Source organism: Peribacillus sp. SIMBA_075, assembly GCF_046534585.1.
Genome location: NZ_JAWRYN010000830.1, coordinates 1 through 263 on the forward strand (window position 1 = coordinate 1; position 263 = coordinate 263).

A 263-nucleotide genomic window follows, 5' to 3' on the forward strand; every position below is an offset into this window, starting at 1 on the left:
GTCCAGCACTGCAGCGATCATTTTTATATGATTGGATCAGTCGTTGGACCTCATCCGTATCCTCAAATCGTCAGTGAATTCCAGCGGATGATCGGTGATGAGGCAAAATCGCAAATACTTGAAAAAGAAGGTCAGCTTCCTCGTAAAGTCATTGCCTGCGTTGGCGGCGGGAGTAATGCCATTGGAATGTACAGAGCATTCTTAGATGAAGAGGTAGATATCATTGGTGTAGAAGCAGCAGGGAAAGGAATAGATACCCCCCT

The 263-nt window shown here is 46.0% G+C and carries 1 pseudogene; it reads left to right on the forward strand.

Features of this window, described 5'->3' with window-relative positions:
- Positions 1 to 263 (forward strand): annotated as a pseudogene (locus tag SB775_RS30555) (tryptophan synthase subunit beta); the annotation flags it as partial.